Origin of the sequence: Bradyrhizobium sp. CCGUVB23, from assembly GCF_024199885.1 — a bacterium.
Lineage (GTDB): Bacteria > Pseudomonadota > Alphaproteobacteria > Rhizobiales > Xanthobacteraceae > Bradyrhizobium.
On record NZ_JANADQ010000001.1, the window covers coordinates 1,797,940 to 1,821,690 of the forward strand.

Sequence of the window (23,751 nt, forward strand, 5' to 3'; positions counted from 1 at the left end):
CGACGACCAGCGTCTGAGTTGAGGAATAAAAGACGCGGGGCACGTCTCCGGGCGCCCTGAGGCTCCTTTCGACGTACCCCGCTTTGCGCCTGCCTTATGGTAGATCTGCGGGTAATCAGCGCCGCAGAAACAAAGCCGGCGTAACACCGATCTCAACTGGCAAGTGGGGCTCGATGTCACGCCCCACGGACGGTGCGCGGCCTGCACTATCGCACTGTCAGCGCATTCCGTCGACCTTTTCCACCAACCTCCGGCGGCGCTCCGAAAGGACCGCCGCGGATGCTCACGGGCCGCTTCTTTCTGTGCGGCCGCTGCCGTTCGCAGGTAACGATCTGCCGCAACTGCGACCGGGGACAACGCTATTGCGGCCATGACTGCGCCCGTGCTGCCCGCCGCGAGAGCCTGCGCGAGGCGGGACGGCGTTATCAGCGCAGCCGCCGCGGACGCCTGGCGCATGCGACCCGCGCCCGACGATACCGGGCGCGGCACAATAACGTGACGCATCACTCTCCACCCGCATGGCCTGTCGGTTCACTACTGCGCCGGCCTGCGGACGATGTCGTTGTTGCACCTACTGACGTCGGCGAGCGAGCGACGACATCGATCATGCCCATGCCGAGCTGTCGGTTCTGCGGCTGTCGGTTGTCGCTGTTCCTTCGTACCGGCTTCGTGCGTCGCCGGGGGCCTCGTCATGCTCACCCCTATGGAGGCCGAGACCCGACCGATGACCGTTACCCCTGAATTGGAAGCGCAGATCCTGCGTCTGTATCACGTCGAGAAATGGCGCTGCGGCACCATTGCGAAGCAGTTGCACGTTCATCACACGACCGTGCATCGCGTCCTGACCCAGGCCGGACTGCCCAGGAATAGGCCGATATTGCGCCCCACGAAGATCGAGCCCTATCTGCCGATCGTCCTGAAGACGCTGGAGCAGTTCCCCGCACTCACGGCCAGCCGCCTGTATGCGATGATGCGTGAGCGCGGCTACCGCGGGTCGCCCAGCTACTTCCGGCACCTGATCGCTCTGCACCGTCCACGCAAGCCAGCCGAGGCGTTCCTGCGGCTGCGCACGTTGCCGTCTGAACAAGGGCAGGTGGATTGGGGGCACTTCGGTCACATCGAGATCGGTCGCGCCCGCCGTCCGCTGATGGCGTTCGTCATGGTGCTGTCGTACTCGCGCGACATCTACCTGCGCTTCTTCCTCGATGCGCGCATGGAAAACTTCCTGCGCGGCCACATCGGCGCGTTCAACACATGGTGTGGGCTGCCCCGGGTCCTGCTCTACGACAATCTTAAGAGCGCGGTGCTCGAGCGCCAGGGCGATGCGATCCGATTCCATCCCACGCTGCTTGCCTTCGCCGGCCATTATCGGTTCGAGCCGCGTCCTGTCGCGGTTGCCCGGGGCAACGAAAAAGGCCGTGTCGAGCGCGCTATACGGCATATCCGGGAGGCATTCTTCATCGCCCGCAAGTTCACCGATCTCGACGAGCTGAATGCCCAGGCCGAACAATGGTGCCGATCCGAAGCGGCGGACCGACCATGTCCGGAGGATCGCGAGATGACAGTACGCCAGGCGTTCGCAAAGGAGCAACCACTGCTTCTGCCGCTGCCCGCCAACCCGTATCCCGTTGAGGAGCAGGTCGCCGTGAAGGTCGGCAAAACGCCCTATGTGCGGTTCGACCTGAACGACTACACGGTTCCCCATACCCATGTTCGGCGCATGCTGAGCGTGCGGGCCGATCTCAGCCAGGTCCGGATCTTCGACGGCGCGCAAATGATCGCCAGTCACCGTCGCAGCTATGATCGTGGCCAAGAGATCGAAGACCGACGACACCTGAAGGATCTCGCCGAGATCAAGCGTGAGGCGCGCCAGCATCGCGGCCTCAACAGCCTCACCCGAACCGTGCCGGTCTGTCAGACCCTGATGATCAGGGCCGCCGAACGTGGCGCCAACATCGGTGCGCTCACGACCGCGCTGCTGCGGCTGCTCGATCGCTACGGCGCAACGGAATTGCAGGCCGCCGTCGAGGACGCTTTGCGTGCGGGCTCCGTCCATGCGGCGACGGTCCGCGCCGCACTCGAACGTCGGCGCCTTGAGCGTGGTGAACCGCCGCCCGTCGAAACCAGCCTGCCCGAACATGTGCGGCGCAAGGATACAACGGTCCGGCCGCACCGCCTCGACAGCTACGACCAACTGACCCCTTCTGGAGATAACGACGATGAGCACTGATGATGCCCTGCTGAACCGCGCCAAGGCGCTGCGCCTCAACGGCCTGGTCGAACACTGGGACGAAATCGCCGGCGCCCCATGGCTGGCCCCCATGCTGCAATGGGAGGAGGAGGAACGTGCCCGGCGCTCGCTGCAGCGACGCCTGCGCGACGCCAGGATCGGTCACTTCAAACCGATGGCCGATTACGACTGGCTCTGGCCCAGGCGCCTCGACCGCGCCGCAGTGGAGCAATTGATGTCGCTGTCCTTCATGAACGACGCAACCAACATCGTCTTCGTCGGACCAAACGGCGTCGGCAAATCGACCCTCGCGCAGAATATCGCCTACCAGGCGCTCATCGCCGGTCACTCGGTCTTGTTCCGATCGGCCAGCGAAATGCTCGGCGAGCTTGCCGCCCTCGACAGCGATACCGCTTTGCGCCGAAGGCTCCATCACTACGCCGCCGCCGACGTTCTGGCGATCGACGAGGTGGGATATCTATCCTACTCGAACCGTCACGCAGACCTGCTGTTCGAACTCGTCAGCCGGCGCTATCAGGCCCGCTCCACAATCGTGACCACCAACAAGCCCTTCGCCGCATGGACGGAGGTCTTCCCAAATGCCGCATGCGTCGTCAGCCTCGTCGACCGCCTCGTGCACCGATCCGAGGTGATCTCCATCGACGGCGAATCCTACCGCCTCAAGGAAGCTCTGGAACGCGCCGAGGCCCAGAGCACACAGCATCGAAGCCGGCCCGCCAGTACCAACGAGAAGGAGCACGTTGCATGACCAGAAACCACCATCAACCATCCGGCCTCAACTTCGGGATCAGCTTCCTCATCAATCCCGAATGGACCCCGGAGCAGGCGCTCGCTGTCCACGAGCTCCTCAAGGATCTATCCGACAGCATCTGGTCGCACTACTGCCTCAAGATCCAGGAACTCATCCAGGAGCAACAAGCGCCGGCCGATCACCGCGACGACGAAGAGCAACCACACTCCTTCTGAAACACACACCACTGCGACACTCGGCGGCGGCCTTTGCGGGCCGCCTTTTTAGTTCCCTCACCATCCTACCGCCCATTCTTGTCGTCATTTTTGTGCGGATTTAGAAAGTCACCAACAACCGTGACGCCATCGCGCAATTGATCCTCTCTACCGCGCGCGAAGCCGAGCTGTCCGCCGGCATCGTCGATGACGGCTTCAAGGAGCGCGTCGCGTTGCGGCTGGAACGCGTCGAGGCGGCGATGACGCGGCAGATTTCGCGCGACGTCGGCATTCTGGCCACGATCGGTGCCACCGCGCCCTTTGTCGGCCTATTCGGCACGGTGTGGGGCATCATGAACGCATTCATCGGCATCTCCGAATCCCACACCACCAATCTCGCTGTCGTGGCGCCCGGCATCGCCGAGGCGCTGCTCGCCACGGCCTTCGGCCTCGTCGCCGCCATTCCGGCGGTCGTGATCTACAACCACCTGGCGCGCGTGATCGCCGGCTATCGCACGCTGCTCGGCGACGCTTCGGCGCAGTTGCTGTTGTTGATCAGCCGCGGTCAGCGCGGCGGCCGCGCAGCGATGCCGCACGCAGCGGAGTAAGGCCCATGGCAGTTCGTCTCGGTAGAGGCGTGGACAGCGACGATCTCGAAGTCCAGCATGAGATCAACGTCACGCCCTTCATCGACGTCATGCTGGTGCTGCTCATCATCTTCATGGTCGCCGCGCCGCTTGCGACCGTGGACATCGGCGTCAATCTGCCCGCTAGCACGGCGCCGGAGCAGCCGCGCCAGGACAAGCCGGTCTTTGTCACCATCAAGCCGGATCAGACCATTGCGGTTGGCGAGACCGTCGTGGCGCGTGATGCGTTGCCCGACGCACTGGACACGGCCACAGATCATCACAAGGACGCGACCATCTTCGTGCGCGCCGACAAGTCGCTGAGCTATGGCGAGCTGATGGAGGTGATGAACACGTTGCGGGATGGTGGATACCTCAAGCTTGCCCTGGTTGGGCTGGAAATCCCGGCGGCAAAGCCATGACGGCCTACACGCTGCACCTGCCGGATGATCGCGGCTTCTCGCGCTGGATTTTGGCGGCCCTTCTGATCCTGCTTGCGCATCTGGCGATCGTGACATCGATTGCGCTCTGGTATGCTCGCAGGCCGGCTGAATCGAACATCGTTCCTGCGATTGCGGTGACGGTCGCCCCTGTCGACGCCTCTTCGCCCGAGCGTCAGGACCAGGACATCGCGGTCGGGCCAACCATGCAGCAGGCCGAGGAGGCTCCGAGGCAGTTGCCGAAAGAGCGGCAGGCGGAAAAGACCGAGCAACCGCCACCGCCGCAGCAACAGGCCGACATCACCCTGCCGCGGGAGGCTCCGAAAGAGATCGAGACGCCGAAACCACAGGTCCAGCCGCCGGCGCCCGAGACGCGCGCGCCGCCGAAGACCGAGCATATTGGGCAGTTCACCCAAGCCAGCGCCGACGCCTATAACGCGCTGGTATTCGGACACTTGCAACGCTTCAAACGCTATCCGTCGGCCGCACATGGCGCTGCCGGCACAGTGGTCGTGCAGTTCGCATTGGACCGTGACGGCGAGGTGGTAACGAGCGTGGTAACCAAGTCTTCCGGCAACAGCGCGCTCGACCGTGAGGCGATCGAAACCCTGCGTCGCGCCAGCCCATTCCCTGTTTTTCCCGCCGCCAAGCCGGGCGCGCAGGACAGCTTTCTCGCGCCGGTTAGCTTCGCGCGCTGACGTCCCACTTCTTTTGTTTCAATTGATTGAATAGGTTGCGGAGTTTTTCGATCAGGACCGCGGTCAGCAAAGTGCTTGGCCGTGCTTAGCGATGGCGTAAATGAGCGCGCGGCGGGTGTACGCGGCCGGATCGCGAACCACAATCGCTCGCAGATCACGGCTTGCCGCCTCGCCCAAGTCCGGCTCGCCTCGAAAGGCGTCGTTGGCGAGTCTCGCAAAATGCGCATGCGTCGCGATGTTGCCGCCGAGCCGGCGTCCGATCAGATCCGACAAGGCGGCCGCGAAATCCTGATGAGCCAGGATGGAATCAGAATGCACCGCGCCAAAAACTGGATCGGCGGCGATCGCGCGTTGCGCCTCATGGCGCATCTCCTGCCAGAGGCCGTCGCTCCCGCCTATCGCAGTTCTGGCCATTCCAATCTCCGGTCTGCCGCGCGCGTGGGCGCTCCAATATAGGACGTCCCGTGCATGCATGCCGATGGCGTGGCCGGATCGGCTTGCAAAGCGAACCAACGCTTCATCAGTTTGCCGCCGGCCGCCGGGAAGATTTCGGCCAAAATATCGGAGGCTGCGGACCTGACATCATCGCTGCACAAAAAACTCGTTCTGAGCCGTCATGGCCTGGCGGAACAGGGGCGAAGCCCTTTTTGCGTGGCCTTCAGCACCTCACGGAGCGTCGCTGCGACGCGCTCATATTCCTCGGGCTTCGTCTTTTTGAGATTAGCGAGATCGGCCGCGATATGGTCGAGGCGGCGGGCTGCAGCTTGTGCCTTGATATCATTGATCTCACGATGGATCTTGGCAAATTCCTGAAAAGCGATCGCACCCTGCTTCTCCTTCGGCAGGTCGGCGATGAGAATGGCAAGAGCATCCATGACGCGGCCCAGCTGACGACCGTAACTCTGTGCAGCGACAATCTCTTGTTCGGTATCAGGCGCGCTTGAATTCTGCTCGGTGATGTTGGTTACGCTACCAAACACCCATCCGGGCAATATCGGCTGCACGAGATTCCGAGGTGCCGCAAAGAAGTCGAGAGGATTGGGCATGCTGCCCTTCATCCAAGATGGCCAATCCCACCTCGGCGGATTCATAGACTGAGAGTCGCTGCTCATGACGCGGCTTCCTTCCGTCGACATCGACATCGACATGCGACCTATACGACGTTGGATGTGGTCGCAAGCCGAATGTAGGTTCTCGATGCGGACTTCGCAATTCTGCCGCGCGTCAATATGAAGTCCGTGAGCTCCGCGGCGAAGAAGCTCGCCCACATAACTCTCCGGAAGTTCGCGCCCCAGTCGGATGGCCGAGGTCAGAACGCTGAAGCCGACTTTGTTCGCAAGTGCCCTGACGACAGCCTCGAGCCCCGTAATACGGTCTTCTGCGACACCTAACGCGTTTGCCGCGCCGATAAGCTGCATCTTTGTTTGAGCATCTTGGGTTTTCCTGCAATTAGCTGAAGGGCGGTTTTGGCGTGTTCAAGCCTTTGCTGATGACCAAGAAATTCGACCACGGCACAGTCCCTTCGATTGGTGAGTCGAAAATTCGGCCCATGATACCTATCTCTGGAGCATGCTCGATCGAAGGAACACGACGTCGCATATTTACTTGGCCGAAGAACTCGCGGAAGAAAACTATGATGATATCGTCAAGGAGACGCCGATACTCTGAGGCGCACTCGATCTTCTTATCGCTCGCTATGCGAACATTTAGAGAGGGTGAGAAAATCTATATGCCAAGGGCTCTGTAGAAGCCTTATTGTGCCAGCACCTTCTCAAGAGCCGCAATCTCGGCGTCGCGCTTTTCCTTCGTGATCTTTGCGGGTGGAGGCACGTGCGGGCCGCGGCGCAATGCTTGCAGCTGTGCGTCGGGATGCCCTTGCTGGTCTATCGGCTATCGCCATCGAGTTTCACGATGGCACGCTTGCGGGTACGCTGTAGTGGCCGGACTTGCCGCCCTTCTTCTCGACGAGGTGGATGCCCTCGATGCGCACGCCGCGTTCCACAGCTTTGATCATGTCGTAGATCGTGAGGCAGGCGACCGACACCGCGGTCAGCGCCTCCATCTATCGAGATTGAGTTGCCGGAATTTTACCGCAGGCAGATTGGCGGCCTCGGGCAAGTCGATCGAGGTCCAGTCCGGCGTCCCGCGCACAAAGGAAACAGGAAACTTGCGGTGATTGTCCGGCATGTTGCCGACGATCTGCGTGATAAAGGTCTCACGGGCTGCGTTGAGTTCGTCGAGGGTGACCGGCTCTTCGGTCATGCCCTTGAAACCGCGTTTATAATCCGAGGTCATGTCCCGGCGCCGCGCGGTCAGGATTTCATGCATCGGTCTTGAAGCACTGACGAGATAGACAAGGAAGCAGCGCCGCAGCGAATCGTCGATGCCCTCATTGGCGAGCAATTCCTTGGTATCAAAGAAGTCGCGGGGATTCTGCCGGTCAAGCGCGGCAACAAACTTTCCAGCGTAGAGATCCGCGAACGACAAAACCTGCATTTCCGCGAAGCCGAACGTGTCTTCGACGGGTTCGGTCACCGCTTTCAGTTCGGACTCGTAAACACAACCGCGCAGGACGGGCGTGACCTCGATCTCGTTTGTGACGCCGTCGGCACGCACCAGCAAGTGGGTATTGGCTTCTTTGTCGCCAACGGCCGTAGTTGAGCCGGGCATGCCCGCTTTGATGCGAGTTTCGATGCGTGCCATCGCTGCATTGATTTCTTTCAGCGAGTCCGGATACGACTGGATCGGAAGATAAGTTAAATCGATATCCACGGAGAGGCGCGGCAAATCGCGAACAAAGAGGTTTATGGCAGTGCCCCCTTTTAAGGCGAAACACTTCTCATCCGCCACGAACGGCAGCAAACGCAAGAGAAGCGTCACTTGCCGGCGATAGATGTCAGCGTACGCCATCGAAATCCTTGGGCACGGTGATCTGGTAGGTTTTATCGAGCTTGCCGCCCTTCACCAGCATGCGTTTTCCCTTGCCGAGATCGATCGTTTTCGTGTCGAGGCGCTTAAGCCAGGCGTGATTATGCCGATCGGCGAAGAAGAAAAACAGCCTTTTGACTTTGACACTGCGGCAATCGGCGAGGAGCTTTTGAAGACGGCGCGGGCTGAGATTGAACAGGCTTTGCATCAACACATGAGCTTGATGAAAACTCTCGCGCGTTGGCAACTCGTCGAGAAGCTCGAGCACGGCGCGCTCAGGCGTCGATAAAGCTAAGGGCCAATTCCATTGTCTCCAGCTCTGGATCGTCCAACTGCCTGCTCCCCCGTCGGAATCCGGCTTTTTCCCGCCCTCAAGCTGCGTAAGCCCCTTCATGGGCAACGCGCTACGAAACAGCTTTCGGTCATTGTGATAGACGAAGCGCGTCTTGAGCCGCAACTTGTTGAGCCATGTCGGCGGTGGTTTGGGTCCGTAGAGATGAACCTCTGTCTGCTCGTGCGGCAGATAATGAGCATGCCCCTGCAGTTCGAGCGCAGTGCGACCGCCGACGAGCAGGGGATACCCCAACAAGGCTTGAAGCGAGATCACGACTTGCTGCCAGGACAATGAACCACGCGGCCGGCAGTAAACCCCACGGGTTGGCTGTGTAAGCCAGCCAGCCCTCACATAGTGGCTGAGGAGCTGTCGCGAGTAGCCGCGTTTCTTAAACCACGCCGCATCGACGAGAACTCCTTCCGGAAGCTCTTGCTCCAGTCGGTTTAGCGGCCTTCGATTTGGTCTAACCATATTTGACAATATGGCATACTTTAAAACTGACGGCCAGTTTAAAAAGATCGTTATAAGTCAAATAATAATAGACAAAATCGACAACCGGTAAACCGACCCGTTATCAAGAGACAGGACCAAACCGCCGTGCAACAATCGTAGTTAAAGCCGGCGAGCAGCGTCAGAACATTCAGCCAAGTGGGGGCGTGTGAACAGATCGGTGAAGACGGCAAGCCGGGCCACAAAAAGCGGCGGGAGCGGATCGCAAGAGCGGGGAGAAGACGAGCGTGTTGCATCCCATCGGTAGAATCGGCACGATGAATCGCAGCAACCTCGTCCAGCTGCGACAAATTGAATCAGAAAACCGTTCCATCCTGGCCCGCGCGGCGCCCATCGAGACGTTGAGCGCTATGGCAAAACCCGACCCAACGCTTGCCCAGATTGCTGCTCAGTCCACGCATCACGACATAGAAAAGAGCATGGGCTGTTATTTTGTTATCGACCGTCGGACATCAAATCCGGTCGCACGGCTGCGCCCATTCCAGATACCGATCGCTTAGAGCTCTTCTACTGGTCGAACGTGAAGGGGCGCTGGACAACCTTTGGCAATACGGGGCGCATGAAACTCATGTTCACAAGCGCTCGTGAAATCGTCGAGAACGATCCGATGTTCAGGGCTCCGCGCACAAGATGAACGAGTTTAAAAATTGGCCAAAGTGAACGGCACTTGAATTAACTTTCAGGCCCGAGGGCTTATCGCTCCAGTCAGTGAGAGCCTGAAGTGTCAGGCGAGTCGAAGCCAGTTCACTCCAGGATCGCGCCACCTCATGCCATCTCTCTTGTCGTGTGGGCAAAGACTCAAGCAGCCTTGGCGCCTTGCGTGCGGTCGGGAACCTCCCGACGCGCTTAGCCTCGTCCAGGGATTTGCGCAGCTTCGCTTCGGTTTGTTTCCATCCGCAGCCGGTCGTTCTGCCCTCGACGAAGAAATCCATGGTGGTACGGAAGGTCAGAGCACGGCTTGCGGCGGCGTGCGATTCCAATTCGGGTCCGTTCAACCATTGACGAAGAGCTTCAAGCTGCTCCGGCATGCTACGCGAGCAAACGTCGCCGTCCTCGAACATCACGAATGAGGCGAATGACGCGACATCGAGTTGCAGGTCCAGATCTTGCGCTTCCAGCCAACTAGCGATTGCTTCTATTGGCGACATCACGTTGGCTCTCCTTCTTGACGGTCTGATTGCGCTTGATGCCCCTCGAGGGCGCCATCGTGAGAGCGATCCGGCCCGAACAACAGCGCACTGGTCAACTACAAGAACTTGTAGGCGGCCACAGCAGGTCTAGCTTGCATCCTGCTGGCGGGACAGAAAAACAGCAGATCAGTTTCGAGTTTCCTGGATCGGAATGAAGGCCATGAGACGGTCCAAAAGAAAGCCGGGTGACACGCTCTGCTGAACAACCGCTTATAGAAGCGCTCGGCATTTTGCTGGGCGTTTTTATTTGGCGGGTACTAGCTGGATAGTAACTGGAAAAATGATCGATGGGGCGCCGGCCCATCACAGATGGAGCGGATGATGACGAAGAAGACGAGACGGAGTGTGCTCACCCTGATCACCGCCGCCCAGCTTTGGTAGGTCGACAATTCTACGGTCTGTGTGAATGTGAGCCTGTTGATGAATGGAGCCAGCGCGGCTGGCGCTGGGCGTCATCTCTGGTCTTGTCATTGGTCCGGGCCGCGCCAAGGCTGGATCGGACGATTTATCAATCGGCGGGGCAGCGACAACCAGAGTGGGCATGCCAACCAAGCACAACGGTGCCAACCCGAATGCCTTCGGGCTTTCGATATTGACCTCTCAAATCCGCTTGATGACGCAGCGCTAGGGCGCCTACAGCCAAAGGTTAGGGAATTCAACGATGCCAAATGCCAGCATGCGACTGAGCGTTCCAGAGACTTTTTCTTCTCCTCTGACCAAGTCGAGTTATCTGCGCCTCGGCTCTTATTCGGACGAAGAGGCAAAACTTGTCGCTGGTCTCACGGCGACGGTCAACGATGATCCGGCAGTGACCCGCGAGCATGAAAGCGACAACGCTGGTATACTTGCCTTCACCAACAAGGACTTCCAGGCAAATGTCGAAGGCGCGGCACTGTTGAAAATCGGGGGCGGCCAAACGATGGAGGTCACGAACGGAAACGTCCAGCACAAGGTGCCAAAGGGCATCTATGAGATCTCCGCCGAGAATGGCGTGTCAATCACTGCTGGTAGCGCTGTGACTTCCGCGGACATCATCCTGACGGCTTCGAACCGGGTCAAGTTGGTCAATAAAGGTGACAAAGTAGAAACGACCACTGGCAACACCGAAAAGCGGATTATGGGCAACACCGAGGAATTCTTCGACGGAACAAAACTCACTTGTATGCGCGGCGCGACTACCCAGCTGACGATGGCCAGGAACGTATCAGTCTTCTTTGGAGAAGCGTTCACCTATAAGATTTCAAGATCATGTTCATTTAATCTGGGCGATACGCAATCTGTCACGGTTGGCAACAACCTCAACGTTGTCAGAGGCCACGACGTCAAGCAAGTGATCGGCACGTCGACTAAGTGTGTTTTTGGACCCGACTTCAAGTCGGCCGATAGTAGTCAAACAATTCTCAAAACAAGCAGTTTCAAATACGTACCCGATGAAGACCTGAAGGTGGTCGGCCGCGACAGCAAGATCTGCAAGACCAGCGTGTCCGTTACAGAAAAAGCCGTGAGGCAGGGCAAGTTAAGCACGGCGCAGCACGAGCTTGTCATCCAAGCAGCAGAGAACATGTCCCGCACCGGTAAGAAGGAAGTCATACAAAAGGACCAGACAATCTTCCTGTAGCTGACCAGAGAGCAAGAATGACGATGACGATCCGCGCCACAAACGCTCACATTTTATCGACGGCCGAGCGCTTGCCAGAAGGCGAACATAACACGGCCCGTGTCGTGTCAGTCAGCACATTGCGGTGGACGTCGAATTCGCTAGCACTCAGCACAGCTGACGGTAGCTGTCGGATATCCCTCGCCCGACCTTAGCCACAGGACATGTTTTGCTCGCTACCTACGTGGATCAAGCGTTTTGTCGTGACCGTGCTCGAGCGGGCGGCTTTCAACGGTCCTGTGGTCGGCCTACTTGGAGGTCACAACATTACGATTGAAGCCAAGACCATCACTCTTGCGGCGCGTCAGCGCGCCTCCTTTTGCGCCGATAGTGTCGATCTGCAGGCCAAATTGTTTTCGGTACTCGCGAATAAAGGCACCTGGATCGGTAAACTCTACACGTTAATCGCGGATCATGTCCGATCCTCGGCGCGGCCCCAGGACGCGAGCACTGGGTCGCTCACCGTAAAGGTAGTTGACCGTGCCACGGTGATTGAGCGCATCGACGTTTTGCAGACCGAAACCCGAGCCATTAGGGTTACTGGCATTGCTTCTGAGATAGCCCACATCAAAGTCGTCGCGCTGAGCGAGGAACTCCGTCTCGACGGCAAACGCGTCACGGTTGCGTAGCCGATGCCGTCCGCTGGCATGTCCGCTCCGAGCTGGCAAGACCGGGTTCAAACGGCCCAGGAGTTTATTGCCGCCGGCTGTATCGAGGAGGCAGAAGCGCTACTGGAGGAGATCCCTGCCACAAGCGATCCGGATGCGCTCAATGCAAGGGCCACATTGGCGCTTGCGCGGCGACAGACCGAGTTTGCGTTCGATATGCTGGCTGAAGCGGCGACCATTTACCCCGAACACGCGAGCCTCATCACCAATCTCGGTATCGCCCACCAATTGCTCGGCCGCGCTGAGGAGGCGATGATCTGCCTCAAACGCGCGGTTGCTCTCGCCCCGCGCAACAGTGCGATTAAGCTAGCGCTCGCTCGAGCCCTGTTGAGCCGCGGCAACGTTACGGATGCCCGCGCGATAACGGAGACCGTTGTCGACAACGAGCCAGGCAATACGCGCGCTCTCCTTCAATTCGGAGCCATCGAGTTCGCGTTAGGCCACACTTCGTCGGCTGAGACCGTCCTGCTTCGTGCGCTCGAGATTGCTCCAGACGATCCTGATGCGCTGGGCCATTTGTCGGCACTTATGCTCGAACGAAGCCGATTCGACGAGGCGCTCAACCTTGCCGAACGCGCGCATCTGCGCACCCCACTCGATACAGACGGCCTCTTGCATCTGGCTTATTGCCGCGCCGCAACAGGGCGCTGGTCGCAAGCGGAGGCGACCTGCGAGAAGTTACTGGCCTATGCGCCGGCTCATGTTGGTGCCCGCGAAATCTTGGCCCGCGTTACGATTGCCAAGGGTGAAATGGACCGAGGCATCGCGCAACTGACGGAATTCGTTCGCGCTCAAAAATCGGACCACTCCGCCGCGATTGCTCTGGTGCGTGTCCTGCAACTCGTTGGCCGGTTCAATGAAGCCCTCAAGCTTGTCGACCGCGTCGCGCAGGCGCTGCCAGAGAATGAAGCAGCGAAGTCTTTACAAAAAACGCTCGAACTGACGCTCGGTCGCTTCCCGTCACCCGATCCGACCGCCTTAGAGCCTGTCACGCGGATACTCGTCCCCCCGACGACCGGCGCACTCGAGTTCGTAGCGCTCGTTCGCCTCTTGCGCCGGCTGACGAGCCAGCAAGATGTGCAGGTGGTCGCGGAGGCGCGTTATCAGGCTCTTCTTGCCCACCTCGCTGAGCCGGTGATTATGGACGAGCCGAGACCTGGACTCTCAGCTACGCCGTTGCAATCGCTATTGCGCATTCTGTCGATCGACGCCTGCACCATTGCAGATGACGTTCCGTACCTGCGTCCCGATGCCGAGCTATTCGCCAAGTGGCGCGATGCTTTGGCCGTGTTCGCAAGGCCGTTGGTAGGAATCCTATGGGAGAGCGGCGCTCTTGGCCTATCGATGGAGCAGGTCGCCGCTGTGATTCCACATTCCGTCACGCCGATCAGTTTGATGAGTGGAGCGCAACGCCACGACATGAAGCGATGGCGTCACCCGATCGATGCCGGTGTGCATATCGAGCGCCCTGCGGAATTGATCGCAGCGATCGCCAATCTCGACGCCGTGGTTGGGCCCGACAGCTTCGCCGTCCATATCGCCGGAGCACTCGGAGTTCCCGGCGTGGTTTTCGTGCCATGCGGTTATCCCTGGTATTGGGCCCAGGCTGGCGGAAAGCCACTGTGGTACCCGTCGTTCGAAGTCGTCGCGCAGGAACGGTTCGGCCATTGGTCTGAGGCGATCGAGCAAGGTGGGCGTAAACTGGAGGCACTGCTGCGCGGGTCAACGAGCGAATTGGGGTAGCGTGCTCCCTCGATCACATCTGGAAGGCTGCGGCCATTTAATGACAAAGCGAGATGGCCCGTTTTTGGGGCCCTCAGTTAAGTTGGAAGGCGGCCGCTCCGTCAAGCGCCAATAGAAACGCCCGGCATTTTGCGCGGCGTTTCTATTTGGCGGGTACTATGCTGGATAGTAACTGGGAGATGATCAAAGGGGGCCCCGGCCATCACATAGAGCAGCTAACAGCTAGATGGAGCGGATGATGACGAAAAGGACGAGACGGAGTGTGCTTACCCCTGATCGCCGCGACCCAGCTTTGGTAGGTCCGCAATTCTACGGTCTGTGCGAATGTGGGCCTGTCAGTGAATGGAGCCACCCCAGCGCAGTTGGCTGAAGCGCCGGCCAGGGATCCAAGTCATCGCCCGCGATCGTGCGGGACTGTCGCCCTATCCTGATCAAATTCAACCCCTCCCGCTTTTTGCGCTGAGGTGGAGAACTTGCGACGATCTAGCTTCGGACGCGGGAGATTGGCGTGGACCCAGACAAATTCGATCCATTCGTTCCAAAGAATTTTGATCCATTCGATTCAGGTTGGCATCAGGCGTACGCCGACACGGCGCAACGTCAAGTAGGGCCGGTCGCCCAAGCGGAGGTAAACCAGGTCGCGCACGAGTGACTCTGAGCAGCACTTGGCCGAGGAGCGCCAAGGCGGTGCTGCTCCCATCGCAGGGGGCCGCCCACCGCGCTCAAACCCTAACTATCCTCATCTGTCCGATAACGACGAGAACCTCATCAGCTCGGCTCTCGAGGCCGAGGTTGGGCACAGGAAGCTGACCGAAGGAACAAAATACGTTTACGCTAACGCTCTTCGTAGATTGGGGAATCACCTCGGCGAGCGGGGCCAAACGATTGATGCCCTCGATCATGATTCCTTGGTCGCTTACGCCGACGAGTTTTTTCAGAATGACCCGCATGTGGGTCCCGCGTTGACGATCCTTCGGAGGTATCGCGAGCCTGACGCACCGGTTGTCTCTGGGGAAGACGTGCGCCTCATCGACCAGGCCCTCCAGGCAGCTGCTGGGCGCCGAGGGTGGAGCAGCGAGACTGCCCGGCGGTATAATCGCGCTTTGCGTAACTTGGCGAATTCTCTCGGGCCAAGTCAAACGATTACTGCACTCGATCACGATTCGCTGGTCGCTCACGCTAACAGGAATGCCCGCGACCTGAGTGTCGCCTTGCAAGCACTTCGTGAGTTTCGTGGATCAAACACATTAGCTGATCGCGGGCCTCCACGTCACAGTTCCACGGCAGAACGCGGACATGTCATCGATGATGCAGCTCGTTCCAACCAGCGAACAGAGACTACGCCGCCTATCGGCCTGATACGTGAGTCCGGCAACAGTAGCCTCGGGGACAGTGCTTCGGGCGCGGTCGGCTCCTGGCAGATGGGAAAACAGGCAGCCCTTTCGCCATTGCAAGCTGTCGATCCGGAGGAGCTCTGGCAGGAAGCGGAGCAAACTGGCCAGCTGCCCGCCGACCGTTGGGACCTCGCGAACTTTTGGGCAGGCATGCCGTCTTCCTTGGACCTGTCCCGACAATCATCCGCTCCGGCAGCCGCCCTACCGGCTTGGCCGCCGCCGAGTGTTTCCGGACATCTCCTTCCCTTGCGATTCAATCCCTGGCAATTCAATATCGGCCCCCAACCGACTCCCGGCGTCCTGATCGGAGTACCGGACAGAGCAGGGCTCCCACCGAGGCCGTTGCAGCGCTCGACGATTTTCTATCCTCATACTCGGCCCTACGCGGCATCGTTCGATAGCCGAGCGTGGGAGCCGGCCGTAAACAATCCGCTAGGCAGACAAGTTATTATTCAGCCGGTCCACGATCCTGCCGGATCCTCGGCCGGTGGAGCTTCCCGTCCGCCGCTCGCGGATATCCGGCCTCTCATCCCCGGGGGATGGGAGCACCGCGAAAGGCCGCTTCCGGGTTATCTCGCAAAGCCGCTGAAAGACGCGGGCCTCTGGCCGAGCACGGGACAGCCGACGCATTTTTGTATCGACGGCCTACCTTACAGGGCCGAGTTGCAAGAAACGATCGAGGGCCCACGCGTTCGTCTCTATCCACAATATCCTTCGGGTGGTTGAACAACGCGCCTGGACCGCAAACTCACGCACCATCGAAATCGAAGAACTCGACCGTGCCGTCGGCGCGCAGCACCTCAAAGCTCTCCTCGCGTTGGACTATGCCAGGCTTAATCTGCGGCGCGGTCACGTCCTCGCGCTGCATCTGACGCACCGCCGACACCGTTCACCCCATGCGCTTGCGCTCGGCGCGGACCCGATCCCGCGACCAGCCGCCGTGCGGCGCAGGATCGGCGCTGTCTCGACCACCTTGCCGTCGAACGGGACGATGCCTGCCGTGAAGTTGGGGCGCGAACGGCGCTAAAACATTCTCACGCTCGAGACGGCTCCAACCCCCGCGGCTCAAACAACTTGAGCAGGAGATCGACATCGGTGGGTCGGTTAGATAGCTCTACTGCCTTCTCGTTGGTATCTTCCAAGATATCGCGACACAGACACTCAACCGCCTTGCGTTCAGCTGGGATGTGTGATCTCGCAGACGGCGCGCGCCCCTCAAACGATGCTTGGTTCGCCCCTTGATGATCAACTATTTCAAAGATCGAGCGAGCTATCTCAGAACAACCGCAGCTTCTGAGAACATTGCCTGTGTCTACGAGAATGGTCCTAGCTTCGAGTCCGACTTCGCTATCTTCCAAGTAGCCGATCATATGCTGCGCTGTGCATTGCATGACAGCAGGCTTAATCCCCAAATGAGCGAGCGATGCGAGGCGAAAGTACGTGGCAACGATCCGAAATACTTTTGCACTTCACGTACTTCGTGACCGAGTCTTAATCAAAGCCCAATTAGGCCAAAATCAGTCCGGTGACTGAATCTCCCTCTTCGTCCAAAACTTCGCACTCGCCTGCACTGAAGGATTCGGAATAGGCACCCAACCATTCCTGGTAGGTGGCATCGCGGATCTTTTCGGGAATACAGATTGATCCAATGGTGGCCGGAATCGCTCCGGTCGCAGGCTAAACTACGCTGCATTCGGTTTGGCGGGTTCGAGCTTCAGCAGAAGACGAGCTTGACATCGAACTGACGAAGATTAGGGCCAAGGCGCGATGATGAAGAAAAAGACTGAAAGGCGCGTGCTTTGGTTCTGTCTCTGTCTAGTGCTGGCGTACCTGGGGGAACTGGCCGTCACGAGCGGCAGTGCCTGTGCGGACACGATCGCACTTATCGACAACGTCAAGTCAACTTGGCGAGCGCAGGACGGCGAGACTGTCGAGCAAATCATCGCCAATGTCTCGAAGGTGGCGCATTTCGTTCCGAGGAGATGGGGAGTCGCTCAAGCCAATGACGGCAGCGAGTATGTGTTCTTTTCGTGGGTCAAATATCGGAACCAAAAGGCAGCCGAATATGCCATTACCTGGAAAGTTGCGTCCGATGGAACGCTCAAGGTTGAATCGCCCTATGCAAAGCCGATAGAATTGGGTTGGAAGGCATTCGCACTCTCGCTGATCGCCACCGAAGTCGCAGAAGGCGAACGCGCGGTGAACCTCCGCTTTCTGCATGATCCCGTCAACTTCAACTTTGTGATGACCGCTCAAGGCAGGTTGGGCGATCTTCTGCGGCACGGCCGGTGCACTATCAGCGATCCGGTCGGGGTCGACTACCTGCAAAAGACCGATGACAAAGATGCCGCAAAAGGCAATCTGTGGCGCATTTTGATCATAGTGAACTGCAATATTCCAGGGCCTATCTATCTGACCCGTGGCGGAGTCATCGTTTTCGAGAAGAGCGAAGGACAAACCTGGGAGCCGCGGTCGTTTTTTGCCAAGCGGATCGCCGCCTATGCTCCAGGCTCTTGGTTTGATCATGCAGACCCGGAAGATTAGGAAGCGCTAAAGGGGCCAAGGATATCTTGCAAGATGAACGCACAGACTAGCTTCGCCAGCGGGGGCGCTGATTCAAAATCGTAACCAATCCTGGTGGTGCCTCGCTGGTCCGTCGAGAGCATTGATCCAAGCTCCGATCACGGGGACGCGGCCGAGCCCGAGCGGATGATTGCCGGCTGCCTGCCGGTCCATCGCGCCCCTGGGGTCGCGCCGATGAAGAACTATTTCCGAGCGACCTTCGGTTGCCGTTGGCTGCAGCTGGCGCGACGGCTATCTCGTCACCGCAATGGAGTTAACGAGTCCTCGCGAAGAAGATGCTCAGCAAGAAATCACAACCGATTCCTTCGGCTCGAGATTTGGCCTACCCGTCGACCAGCCAGAGTGCTTAAGCTACGGCCGTTAAACCCATAGGGACGGTTTGCGGTCCAGGCGCCGTTCAGCCGCCCTTAAATCGAGGTATGAGGATAACGTTGATACCCCGCGGATTGTTAGGGGTCATCTCCCTCATCCCTCCAACCAACTGCGCCATGTAGGGATGACCGTGGATGTAAAAATCTGTCGTCGGCAGGGCCGGCGTCGGGAAAGCGTCCACTCTATTCAGCGCGCCGAGCAGGACATCGGGAGCCGGTTGAGGACGGTGATTCCAGCCCAAGCCGACGATGTGCGTGAAGTCATAATCTAGCCTCCTGGCGCGCACACCGAACGCCGGACGTGACAAATGCGGCGGATCCAAATGGCTCGCACCGCCGCGTAGTTGAAATTCGGCCTTCCGTTTCGAACCGCTGAGCTGCCGCACATCGCGCGGGCTCTGTCCCCCAAGCTTCTCGGTCCGAATTTTCTCCAGCTCCGCAATGAAGTCCGCGGTCCATTGCAGGATGGGATAGGCTCGAAGCTTCGCCATCATGTCTTGCCAGCGCGAGATGCGGTCGCGCTGCGGCATCTTGATCGCCTTCGAAATCGTCTCGGACATACCTTCGACGTCGTTGGGATCGACGAGCAGTGCGGCATGGAGTTCCTTGGCCGCGCCAGCAAATTTCGACAGAACCAGCACGCCGGGATCGCGGGGATCCTGCGCGGCGACATATTCTTTCGCCACCAGATTCATCCCGTCACGCAGCGGCGTCACCACCCCAACACGTGAGGCGCGGTAGAGACCCGCGAGTACGGCCTGGCTGGCAGGCGTCGTCTCGTAGCGGATCGGTTTCCATCCGTCCGCGCCATGGCGCGCATTGACGTCTTCGACAAGAGACATAACATCGTTCTGATAGTCGCTGTAGCTCTGGATGCTGGATCGTGAGGAAGTGGCGATCTGCAACAGCGAGATACTGCGCGGCTCTTTCCCTAAAAGGCACCCGAAAGCCCGTACGCGATTGTCGAGACCCTTGGTGTAGTCGAGCCGGTCGACACCGACGGCAAGCTTCTCGCGATCGAGACCGTCCAATAGCGACGCGACATCGGCATTCGCGTCCGCGTCTGCAGCGTGCTGTGCAAATTTGTCTGTATCTATGCCTATCGGGAACACTTGGCACCTCGTCACGCCTCGACCAGGTGAGGTTACGACGCCATCTTCGCTGGGCGTGAGCTGGAGATCGGCAAGGACACAGGCAAGGAAATTCTGCCGGTCCTCGTCGGTCTGGAAGCCGATCACATCGTACGCAAGCATCAACTCGGTCAGTTCGCGATGATGCGGCACCAGCTGCACGTTGGGCGCCGGCCATGGCGTGTGCAGGAAGAAGCCGATTGGCCGGTCGACGCTCCGATCACGCAGCTCAGCGCCAAGCGAGAGAAAATGATAATCATGCACCCAGAACGCGTCGCGGTCCCTGTAGTCGAACAGCGCGTCCGCCATGAAGGCGTTAATTTTGCGATAGCTAACATAATCGTCATCCGAGAAGGAGATCTTGTCTGTCAGCGAATGCAATGCCGGCCATAGTGCCGAGTTGGCAAAGCCCTCATAATAGCGTCGATAATCCTCAGCAGGCAGATCGACCCTCACGAGCCTACCTTCGCCGAGTGCCGTGACGGACGGATTGTTATTTCGGCCAACCTCCGATAAGCGCGAGGGCCCTACCCAAATTGCTCCGGATTGTTGCACCATGGGAAGTAGCGCCGTCTCAAGCCCTCCTGTCTTGGGTTCATTGACGTCGCCAGAGGCAACCCGATTAGACACGACAACGAGATTCACAAGTCATCCTTCCCCGTCTGATCTACGGTTTACCCCGGGCCTTCGATCAACTTGAAGGTGATCGCCGATGTACGGCCTGACAACCCGACTGGACTCGACGGTGTCACGCGTGCGGCGCGGGGCGGTACCAAACACGGCGTGCAGGCTCGAACAACGACGCGCCACCGAGGCCCGCGCTGACCGGCAAGATAAATGTGCCCATTCCGCCGCTCGGTGCACCGACAGCTTCGTTTCGAGAGGGCAGCTTCCAAGGCCAACGAAGCACTAGTTTTTGGAAGACAGAATGGCTTGTACTTTTCGGCGGTAGCCGCACCCACCAAACTTGGTATGTGACACAAAGACGCGTTCGCATAGTGAGACTGAAAGTCCGTCACGCTTGAGAAATACTGGCAGAACGAAATTCGTTTCTCGGCAGGTTTCACGCCCGTTGTTATAAGGCCGCGCACGTTGGGTCTTTTGACCAAAGCTCGTCGTACGGCCGGCGTTGGTCCGATCCGTACCAACTATAATCTACTACTCGGACAGAATTTCTCTAGATTCATTCCAGCCAAGAGACCACGAGCCGAAATTGAAGCGATGCCATCCGCAAAACGTGCCAAGCTGACAACGACTCTGCAGGGCCTATCGACAGTGGCCAGCCGAGAGCAGAGACTTCTTCCGCAGGCTTGGCTGGGACATTAACTCCATTAACGTGCATCTCTGCGAGCTTCGCTGGCACACGGCCAGAGGGCTCGGCATTGCCGGACCACAATGGATGATCCTCATGGCCTGGGAGGATCTCGAAGGCGATGGCATCCGGTCCATTGATGGCACGGCAGCTGCAAGAGCACGGCAACACCGGTGCGGCGATGCGGTCTCTCGCTGTTCCGGTTACCGCGGGTCCCCTCCTTCATCGAACTGAGGTCTAGGAGTGCGGCCGTTCACAACTCTATCTATTAGAGCAATCCAAATATAATACTCGTTTAACTTGCGGGTGGTCACGTTTATAAGCAGCCAGCTCCGCTTCTGGAGCGATATGGAGTCGGCAATGTCTCAAGCAAACTGGAAATTGGCGAAATGGATCGGCGCGGCTTGCCTCGGGCTGCTACTGGCGGGACCGGCGAAGGCGCAACCCCTCTGGACCTGGACCAACCAATACGGCTCGACCCTAGCGGTCAACAGCTACAACCAGAGCACAGGCGCGATTTCCGGCACCTATACCAACAACGCGAGCAATAGCTGCGATGAAGGCGCGCCTCAGGCCATGACAGGCTGGCTCGCCCAGACCAATAACGGCATGGCGATCAGCTTTTCAGTCAACTTCGTAGGCTGCGGCTCGACTACCGTGTGGACCGGACAGCTCAATGCTGCGTCGGGCTTTCAGGGCCTTTGGCTACTTTCGCTCGCCGAGCCGGTGGTATGGAATGGCATCAGTGCCGGGGCTGACACCTTCACTTTCGCTAGCGGCGACAAGTCGAAATTGTCGTCAGCTGGTGGCGAGGCGGCCAAGGGCGGCGCAGGCGAGAAGCTCTCGAACACGAAGAATCGCAAATGACATAACTAAACTGCGTGACGACGTTTCGAACAACGTCGTCACGCAGTCCATCTTCATTGCATGGCAAAGAGGCCCAGTGCAGGGCGCAACCTTACGGCGCCTCCGAAACCCCCGGCTCTCCATTTCGTCGGCTGCCGGCACACACGTCCCGAAGACGTCGCATCGCCGTCGCACGTCGATACGCGAAACGCCTTGGATTGCGTCCGGCGTTCGCGGCGCGCCCTGGCCGGATTCGTCATGGTCATCGTGGACCTGCGTCTCTGCCCGGCTGGATGTTGCCGACCAGGTTCTGGCGGATGACATCTTGACGCCGTATGACCACAAGCATGCGGTGACCTATCTGGCGCATTCTTCACGGGAACGCGCAAAACCTGGGTGCATGCTTGATGGCCGTAGGCTCGCGGCCAGGGACGAAGTGAAGAAGCTGCGCAATGCGAACAGGTGGCCGTTGCGTGATCCAAAGTCCCAATGTGAAGCTGAACGACGCAAATGTGAATCCGAGGCGACACACTCCGGTGAGAAATGAGATTTTCGTTCGTTATATACAGTGTTTGTCGGAGCAAAGGCGCCCAAAACGCTGGCAAACTCAGCGCGTCGGCCTCGTCCGAACAGGCGGCAATGCGGATGGGAGACATAATGTTCGACCGTGATGCAACTTGATCTCTCAACTTCTGCTTTACGTTGTTCTGTTGCTTATGGTTGCGTCTCTGATGATTGCTGCATGGCAGACTACATGATGATTGAAACCAGCCGCGGCGAGTTGCCGGAGGCTTTGGTCGAGCGCCATAATGGGGAAATCGGGTTCGGGCGTCGGAACATCGATCCTCGTTAAGAGACGTTCCGGGGGCGTTGCAACAGAGCGTAGATTCAAATTCCGCACTTTGTACGCCGAACTGATCGAGTCGATCAAGCCGAATAAGTACGGGTGGTTCTTTCCCTCAGCGAAGGACCCATCCAAGCCCGTGAGCCACGGTACTCAGTATAGCTTCGTTTGGCGTCAGCGGGACCGCGGCGTGATTCCCTATGCAACAAATCGGGACCTGCGGCGAACCTTCAAGACCCTGGCCTGCAAGGCCGGCGTGTCCAAAGAAATTCGAGATCGTCTGCAAAATCATGCGCTCCAGGATGTCAGCTCCAAGAACTATGATCGCTGGCACCACATGCCCGAGAAACGCGCGGGAATGGCAAAGTGGAACAAGTTCGTGCGCGCCATGCTGGCGAAGAAGCACTTGAAGGTGGCCGCTTGAGCAAGCGACCTTCCAAATCCCTCTCGGCCCGAAAAGACGCCAAGCCAATGACTGAAATTGACGCCCAAAGCTATTCGGCATTCGTCAGTGACCGTAAACGGAAGATTGCGGAGGCGCGGTATTGTGCCGGTCTCTCGGTGAACCGTGAGCTGATCCTGCTTTATTGTCTTCCCATCTCGAACTTTCTTGAGGAGTACGGCCGCTTCCTTCGAGTACTTATGAGAAACAGTTTTCGCGCCGCCTTTTACAGCACAATGTTAGCGATTATCCGTCAGTGTTATGCTTATGCCCGGTCTTGATCCGCTCGATCAATTGCCTCGCGCCACGTCAAGTGGGAAATCCAAGCTGTTACCTATCTGCTAGCCCGCCTTTGGAGTCAAAGTCTGGCTGGGCTTCGGATCGGGTGACCAACCATTTTTCCATTATGACCTTGATCCCAAGCTCTTTCTCCGTCTCCACCCTTGTTGCGTTGAGAGCAGCGACCGCTTGCGTTTGTTCGAGGACGATCCCTGCAAGGTAGTGTTCGGAAGAGTAAAACGAGTATTGTGATCACGGTCCAAAATCCATGGAGACCATCCGTGCTCGATGGCTTTGTTGACGAACTCTTCGTGCGCGTCTGGTTTGGTCTCTTTCAAATCGTACGAGGCAATAAATCTCGAAATCTCGGCATCGTATTTCTCCGCTCTGCGGCGCACACGTCGACTGGAGGCAGCGCGAGCACGACTCGGCGTCGGGAATCAGGTCGACGCTGTCCCGCTCGCGCTGCCAGTCAAGTTGGCGGCGATGACTCGGCGCTCGCGTTGGACCCTGAAAGCGCTGTCCCTACCAGACGCCGCAAACTTCGGTGGCAAGCCTTC

Annotated in this window: 17 protein-coding genes and 4 pseudogenes; 14 read left to right on the forward strand and 7 right to left on the reverse strand. The window is 58.8% G+C overall.

Features of this window, described 5'->3' with window-relative positions:
• The first annotated feature begins 691 nt into the window (after positions 1 to 691).
• The 6 genes and pseudogenes from istA (at position 692) to NLN62_RS08385 (ending at position 4,960) form a co-directional block, all read left to right on the forward strand.
• Positions 692 to 2,230: an IS21 family transposase gene (istA, locus tag NLN62_RS08360; protein WP_254108352.1), complete on the forward strand. Its 1,539-nt coding sequence runs from the start codon at positions 692 to 694 to the stop codon at positions 2,228 to 2,230.
• Positions 2,220 to 2,999, forward strand: a complete 780-nt coding sequence (gene istB, locus NLN62_RS08365) for an IS21-like element helper ATPase IstB (protein WP_254108353.1) — start codon at positions 2,220 to 2,222, stop codon at positions 2,997 to 2,999. Before istA ends, istB begins: the two co-directional genes overlap by 11 nt.
• On the forward strand, positions 2,996 to 3,217 hold the full coding sequence (locus NLN62_RS08370; RefSeq protein WP_254108354.1) for a hypothetical protein: 222 nt from the start codon (positions 2,996 to 2,998) through the stop codon (positions 3,215 to 3,217). Before istB ends, NLN62_RS08370 begins: the two co-directional genes overlap by 4 nt.
• Before the next feature lie 122 nt (positions 3,218 to 3,339).
• A pseudogene (gene exbB / locus NLN62_RS08375) lies at positions 3,340 to 3,804 on the forward strand (tonB-system energizer ExbB); the annotation flags it as partial.
• A 5-nt stretch (positions 3,805 to 3,809) separates the two neighbouring features.
• Positions 3,810 to 4,244: a TonB system transport protein ExbD gene (exbD, locus tag NLN62_RS08380; RefSeq protein ID WP_254108355.1), complete on the forward strand. Its 435-nt coding sequence runs from the start codon at positions 3,810 to 3,812 to the stop codon at positions 4,242 to 4,244.
• Complete coding sequence (locus tag NLN62_RS08385; protein ID WP_254108356.1) at positions 4,241 to 4,960, forward strand: energy transducer TonB; 720 nt, start codon at positions 4,241 to 4,243, stop codon at positions 4,958 to 4,960. Before exbD ends, NLN62_RS08385 begins: the two co-directional genes overlap by 4 nt.
• A gap of 63 nt (positions 4,961 to 5,023) precedes the next feature.
• On the opposite strand, the gene NLN62_RS08390 is transcribed toward NLN62_RS08385, so the two are convergent.
• The 5 genes and pseudogenes from NLN62_RS08390 to NLN62_RS08410 form a co-directional block, all read right to left on the reverse strand.
• Positions 5,024 to 5,329, reverse strand: coding sequence for a hypothetical protein (locus NLN62_RS08390; protein WP_254108357.1), 306 nt, complete (start codon positions 5,327 to 5,329; stop codon positions 5,024 to 5,026).
• 245 nt (positions 5,330 to 5,574) lie between these two features.
• The gene (locus NLN62_RS08395) at positions 5,575 to 6,378 is read right to left on the reverse strand and encodes a hypothetical protein (protein WP_254108358.1); all 804 of its coding nucleotides are present in this window, start codon (positions 6,376 to 6,378) and stop codon (positions 5,575 to 5,577) included.
• Between the two features lie 488 nt (positions 6,379 to 6,866).
• Positions 6,867 to 7,022, reverse strand: a pseudogene (locus NLN62_RS08400) (cyclic pyranopterin monophosphate synthase MoaC); the annotation flags it as partial.
• A complete protein-coding gene (locus tag NLN62_RS08405) occupies positions 7,010 to 7,870 on the reverse strand; it encodes a nucleotidyl transferase AbiEii/AbiGii toxin family protein (RefSeq protein ID WP_254108359.1) in 861 nt (286 codons plus the stop codon). The pseudogene NLN62_RS08400 and the gene NLN62_RS08405, both read right to left, overlap by 13 nt.
• Positions 7,857 to 8,693: a type IV toxin-antitoxin system AbiEi family antitoxin domain-containing protein gene (locus NLN62_RS08410; protein WP_254113378.1), complete on the reverse strand. Its 837-nt coding sequence runs from the start codon at positions 8,691 to 8,693 to the stop codon at positions 7,857 to 7,859. Before NLN62_RS08410 ends, NLN62_RS08405 begins: the two co-directional genes overlap by 14 nt.
• A 266-nt stretch (positions 8,694 to 8,959) precedes the next feature.
• Here NLN62_RS08410 and NLN62_RS08415 point away from each other — a divergent pair, with 266 nt between their 5' ends.
• Positions 8,960 to 9,232 carry a hypothetical protein gene (locus NLN62_RS08415; protein WP_254108360.1) on the forward strand — a complete coding sequence of 91 codons (273 nt, stop codon included), beginning with the start codon at positions 8,960 to 8,962 and terminating at the stop codon, positions 9,230 to 9,232.
• A gap of 111 nt (positions 9,233 to 9,343) precedes the next feature.
• On the opposite strand, the gene NLN62_RS08420 is transcribed toward NLN62_RS08415, so the two are convergent.
• Positions 9,344 to 9,883, reverse strand: a complete 540-nt coding sequence (locus tag NLN62_RS08420) for a hypothetical protein (RefSeq protein WP_371932936.1) — start codon at positions 9,881 to 9,883, stop codon at positions 9,344 to 9,346.
• Between the two features lie 700 nt (positions 9,884 to 10,583).
• On the opposite strand from NLN62_RS08420, the gene NLN62_RS08425 reads away from it, so the two are divergent.
• The 4 genes from NLN62_RS08425 (at position 10,584) to NLN62_RS08440 (ending at position 17,928) form a co-directional block, all read left to right on the forward strand.
• Positions 10,584 to 11,540 carry a hypothetical protein gene (locus tag NLN62_RS08425; RefSeq protein WP_254108361.1) on the forward strand — a complete coding sequence of 319 codons (957 nt, stop codon included), beginning with the start codon at positions 10,584 to 10,586 and terminating at the stop codon, positions 11,538 to 11,540.
• A 242-nt stretch (positions 11,541 to 11,782) separates the two neighbouring features.
• Entirely contained in the window at positions 11,783 to 12,208 is a 426-nt protein-coding gene (locus tag NLN62_RS08430) for a DUF3540 domain-containing protein (RefSeq protein ID WP_254108362.1), read from the forward strand.
• Positions 12,209 to 12,226: 18 nt separating this feature from the next.
• On the forward strand, positions 12,227 to 13,990 hold the full coding sequence (locus tag NLN62_RS08435; protein WP_254108363.1) for a tetratricopeptide repeat protein: 1,764 nt from the start codon (positions 12,227 to 12,229) through the stop codon (positions 13,988 to 13,990).
• A gap of 3,161 nt (positions 13,991 to 17,151) precedes the next feature.
• A complete protein-coding gene (locus NLN62_RS08440) occupies positions 17,152 to 17,928 on the forward strand; it encodes a nodulate formation efficiency C protein (RefSeq protein WP_254108364.1) in 777 nt (258 codons plus the stop codon).
• A 775-nt stretch (positions 17,929 to 18,703) separates the two neighbouring features.
• Here NLN62_RS08440 and NLN62_RS08445 read toward each other — a convergent pair.
• Positions 18,704 to 20,113: pseudogene (locus NLN62_RS08445) on the reverse strand (trehalose-6-phosphate synthase); the annotation flags it as partial.
• A 973-nt stretch (positions 20,114 to 21,086) separates the two neighbouring features.
• Here NLN62_RS08445 and NLN62_RS08450 point away from each other — a divergent pair.
• The 3 genes and pseudogenes from NLN62_RS08450 (at position 21,087) to NLN62_RS08460 (ending at position 23,193) form a co-directional block, all read left to right on the forward strand.
• Positions 21,087 to 21,647 (forward strand): avidin/streptavidin family protein, encoded by a 561-nt coding sequence (locus NLN62_RS08450; RefSeq protein WP_254113382.1) that lies wholly within the window; start codon positions 21,087 to 21,089, stop codon positions 21,645 to 21,647.
• A gap of 881 nt (positions 21,648 to 22,528) precedes the next feature.
• Positions 22,529 to 22,894 (forward strand): annotated as a pseudogene (locus tag NLN62_RS08455) (site-specific integrase); the annotation flags it as partial.
• Positions 22,837 to 23,193, forward strand: coding sequence for a hypothetical protein (locus NLN62_RS08460; protein WP_254113878.1), 357 nt, complete (start codon positions 22,837 to 22,839; stop codon positions 23,191 to 23,193). The pseudogene NLN62_RS08455 and the gene NLN62_RS08460, both read left to right, overlap by 58 nt.
• Positions 23,194 to 23,751: the final 558 nt, after the last annotated feature.

Coding starts and splice junctions, on each gene's coding strand:
- istA (WP_254108352.1), top strand. CDS start 692: ATGCTCACCCCTATGGAGGCCGAGACCCGACCGATGACCGTTACCCCT.
- istB (WP_254108353.1), top strand. CDS start 2,220: ATGAGCACTGATGATGCCCTGCTGAACCGCGCCAAGGCGCTGCGCCTC.
- NLN62_RS08370 (WP_254108354.1), top strand. CDS start 2,996: ATGACCAGAAACCACCATCAACCATCCGGCCTCAACTTCGGGATCAGC.
- exbD (WP_254108355.1), top strand. CDS start 3,810: ATGGCAGTTCGTCTCGGTAGAGGCGTGGACAGCGACGATCTCGAAGTC.
- NLN62_RS08385 (WP_254108356.1), top strand. CDS start 4,241: ATGACGGCCTACACGCTGCACCTGCCGGATGATCGCGGCTTCTCGCGC.
- NLN62_RS08390 (WP_254108357.1), bottom strand. CDS start 5,329: ATGCGCCATGAGGCGCAACGCGCGATCGCCGCCGATCCAGTTTTTGGC.
- NLN62_RS08395 (WP_254108358.1), bottom strand. CDS start 6,378: ATGCAGCTTATCGGCGCGGCAAACGCGTTAGGTGTCGCAGAAGACCGT.
- NLN62_RS08405 (WP_254108359.1), bottom strand. CDS start 7,870: ATGGCGTACGCTGACATCTATCGCCGGCAAGTGACGCTTCTCTTGCGT.
- NLN62_RS08410 (WP_254113378.1), bottom strand. CDS start 8,693: ATGGTTAGACCAAATCGAAGGCCGCTAAACCGACTGGAGCAAGAGCTT.
- NLN62_RS08425 (WP_254108361.1), top strand. CDS start 10,584: ATGCCAAATGCCAGCATGCGACTGAGCGTTCCAGAGACTTTTTCTTCT.
- NLN62_RS08435 (WP_254108363.1), top strand. CDS start 12,227: ATGTCCGCTCCGAGCTGGCAAGACCGGGTTCAAACGGCCCAGGAGTTT.
- NLN62_RS08440 (WP_254108364.1), top strand. CDS start 17,152: ATGATGAAGAAAAAGACTGAAAGGCGCGTGCTTTGGTTCTGTCTCTGT.